5 protein-coding genes are annotated in these 2,889 nt (G+C 73.5%); 2 read left to right on the top strand and 3 right to left on the bottom strand.

Features of this window, described 5'->3' with window-relative positions; all coding sequences use genetic code 11:
• The first annotated feature begins 69 nt into the window (after window positions 1-69).
• Window positions 70-345, top strand: a complete 276-nt coding sequence (locus tag ABD308_RS14440) for a DUF1232 domain-containing protein (RefSeq protein ID WP_344333557.1) — start codon at window positions 70-72, stop codon at window positions 343-345.
• Window positions 346-355: 10 nt separating this feature from the next.
• On the opposite strand, the gene ABD308_RS14445 is transcribed toward ABD308_RS14440, so the two are convergent.
• Window positions 356-712, bottom strand: a complete 357-nt coding sequence (locus ABD308_RS14445) for a hypothetical protein (protein ID WP_344333559.1) — start codon at window positions 710-712, stop codon at window positions 356-358.
• A gap of 104 nt (window positions 713-816) precedes the next feature.
• Window positions 817-1,185: a PRC-barrel domain-containing protein gene (locus ABD308_RS14450; RefSeq protein WP_344333561.1), complete on the bottom strand. Its 369-nt coding sequence runs from the start codon at window positions 1,183-1,185 to the stop codon at window positions 817-819.
• A 176-nt stretch (window positions 1,186-1,361) separates the two neighbouring features.
• On the opposite strand from ABD308_RS14450, the gene ABD308_RS14455 reads away from it, so the two are divergent.
• Complete coding sequence (locus ABD308_RS14455) at window positions 1,362-2,423, top strand: mechanosensitive ion channel family protein (protein ID WP_344333563.1); 1,062 nt, start codon at window positions 1,362-1,364, stop codon at window positions 2,421-2,423.
• 68 nt (window positions 2,424-2,491) lie between these two features.
• Here the strand turns inward: ABD308_RS14455 and ABD308_RS14460 are convergent, their stop codons facing one another.
• Window positions 2,492-2,680: a hypothetical protein gene (locus ABD308_RS14460; RefSeq protein ID WP_329491964.1), complete on the bottom strand. Its 189-nt coding sequence runs from the start codon at window positions 2,678-2,680 to the stop codon at window positions 2,492-2,494.
• Window positions 2,681-2,889: the final 209 nt, after the last annotated feature.

Consider the following 2,889-nt stretch of genomic DNA (forward strand, 5'->3'; position numbering starts at 1 on the left):
CCGCCCTGCGGGGTTCGGCCGGGGCCTCCCGTACCCTGGGCAGGGCCGAGCGGAGCGGGAGGTGTACCGGTGGACGGTGGCGGCGTTCTGTGGTGGGTGGCCGGCGGGCTGGTGGCCGTCTCCCTGACGGTCGCGGTGGTCCTGGTGGTGAAGTTGGTCCGCGCGCGCAGACTGCTGGCGTCGACCGGCGTCCCCATGTCGGCCAAGGTCCTGTTCTGGGCGTCCATCGCCTACCTGATCAGCCCCGTCGACCTGCTCCCGGACCCTGTGCTGCTGGACGACGTCGGGCTGCTCCTGGTGGCCCTGCGCACCCTGCACAAGGCGGTCCGGCAGGCACCGCGTTGACGTCGTCGTCCTAGAAGACGCCGCCGAGGTAGCCGATGAGGTGCTCCGGGCGCAGGACGACGTCGACCAGGGCGGCGGCCGGCAGGGCGAGGTGGATGTAGAGGCCGCCCGTCAGCGCGCTCCGCAGGACGCGGAGTCCGCCCTGCGGCACGGGCGGCCCGGTTCGACGGGCGCGCGCCCCGCGACGCGCGCTCGCGCGGCCGAGGCCGACGCCGACCAGCGCGCCGACCGCGACCAGGGCGGCGAGCGCCGCCACCACGCGTCCGTCGTACCCGACGCGGGCCAGCAGCCACACGTCGAGCACCAGGGTCAGGCCGCCGTACAGCGCCGCCTGGACGAGGTCGCTGTCCGTGATCCGTGTTGTCACCCGTGGGTTCCCCGCATGGTCCCAGGATGCCGGTCCGGGCGGCCGGGCGGAACGGGTCCGACGGCCGGAACGGGGCCGGCGGGCGGTCGTCGAACCGCGGCGGGTCACATCACGCGGCCGCCGTAGAAGGGGGAGTAGTAGAGCGCGTACCGGTCGCGGAAGTCGGGGCCCAGGTCGGTTTCGTTCGCGCCCATGGTCGGGCTGTTCCTGATGTCGTCCTTGGTGCGGTCGACGTAGATCTTCTGCTCGCCGATCTCGATGCGGATGACCGTCCCGGCGGGGAGCAGCACCAGCCGGCCGAAGATCCACGGGCCGGTGTCGACGACCAGGTACTGCGAGCCGACCTCCTCGGAGTGCTTGTCGATCTTGCCCACGTGGCCGTCGACGGCCTCCACGTGGAACCCGATGAGGTCGGTACCGGCGGTGTGGCCGGAGGTGTCCCGGAACTGCCAGAGGTTGACGCCCTCGTTCATGTGTCCTTCTCCCTTCCGTCGTTGGGCCGGGTCGTGCGGAGGTCGGGTGCCCCGGTGCGCGCGGTCCATGCCACTTCGGCGGCAGGTGTGGGCGCGCCGAACGGGGAAAGACGGGGCCCGGGCCGGGTGCGCGCGGCCCGGCACGCACGAGGAGAGACCCGAGAGGGGAGCGGGACATGGGGTGGAGTCTGCTGCGGCTGGCACTGGCGGGACTGGCGGCGGCCCTCCTCGCCTACGGCGCGGACCGGGCCGCGCTGGTCGCGGCCCGGCGGCTGACGGCGGGCGGTCGCGGTACCGGCGTGCCGCGCGTGCTGGCCCGGTGCCGCCGTCCGCTGCTGGCGCTGACGGCCTGCCTGCTGGTGCTCGGCGCGCTGCCATGGATCGACGCTCCGCTCGCCGCCCGCGACGACCTGCGGCACCTGGTGCTGATCGCCGCGATCGCCTGCGGCGGCTGGCTCTGCGCCCGGGTGGTGGCGCTGCTGGTGGACGGCACGGTCCGGCTCGCCGTGCACCGCCGCGACCCCGAGTGGGCGGGCCGCGCCCGGACCCAGGCCGACCTGCTGGGCCGGATCTGCCAGGCGGTGATCGGTCTGGTGACGCTGGGCGCCGTGCTGATGACCTTCCCGGCGGTGCGCGGCGTCGGCACCAGCCTGCTCGCCTCGGCCGGCCTGGTCGGCGTGGTGGCGGGCGTGGCGGCGCAGAGCACCCTCGCCAACGTCTTCGCCGGAGTCCAGATGGCGTTCGGCGACCTCGCCCGGATCGGCGACGTCGTGGTGGTCGCGGGGGAGTGGGGCACGGTCGAGGAGATCACCCTCACCGCCGTGGTGATCGCGACCTGGGACCAGCGGCGGATCGTGATGCCGATGTCGTACTTCGTCGGCCGCCCGTTCGAGAACTGGTCCCGCCGCTCCAGCCGGATCACCGGCACGGCGCTGCTCCACCTCGACCACCACGCCCCGGTCGGCAAACTGCGCGAGGAGTTCGACGCCTTCCTGGCCGCCAACCCGCTGTGGGACGGCGAGGGCAGCGCCCTCCAGGTGGTCGACACCACGCCCACCACCATCGTGGTGCGCGCCCTGGCCACCGCGGCCAACGCCGACCACGCCTACGAACTCCGCTGCCAGCTCCGCGAACACCTGATCGGCTACCTCCGCGACCACCACGCCTACGCACTGCCCCGCGTCTCGGTCACGGACGCCCCGGGCGCCCGCCCCGACACCGACCGCCCGGCGCCGTGAGAGAGGCGCTCGGGGCACGCCCCGGATCCGTCGTGGCCCTTCGCCTGCGGCGCGCACGGTGAGCCGGACTACCGCTTCTGGGCCCGGTATCGCTTGAGGAGGGCGGTGAGCCTCGCCGGGTCGGCCTCGCCGTTCAGTTCAGCAGTGAGGTCGTCGGGACACAGCTCGTAGAGGTCGCCCCACCACCGGCGCCCCCGGTTGTCCCAGATGCGGTACCCACCGGGCACGCCTCTGGCCACATAGCGACGCCTACTCACGAAGCCCCCGCTGAGAGCAGGGCCCACGCCCGTAGTCCACTTCCCCTCCCTCACGCTCGACCGGCAGCAGGCTACGGCAGATCGCGAACGCGTTCCTGGCTCGCCGTTTCGGCTTAGGTCCGGGCGGGACCGTCCCCGTCGACGTCAGGGTCCTCGGATTCCGGGTCGTGGAAGGAGACGTCGACGTGCTGTTCCGGTCGGCGCTCCTC

The sequence above is a fragment of the Kitasatospora putterlickiae genome, from assembly GCF_039527695.1.
In the GTDB taxonomy this organism is placed as follows: Bacteria; Actinomycetota; Actinomycetes; order Streptomycetales; family Streptomycetaceae; genus Kitasatospora; species Kitasatospora putterlickiae.

Coding starts and splice junctions, on each gene's coding strand:
- ABD308_RS14450 (WP_344333561.1), bottom strand. CDS start 1,185: ATGAACGAGGGCGTCAACCTCTGGCAGTTCCGGGACACCTCCGGCCAC.
- ABD308_RS14455 (WP_344333563.1), top strand. CDS start 1,362: ATGGGGTGGAGTCTGCTGCGGCTGGCACTGGCGGGACTGGCGGCGGCC.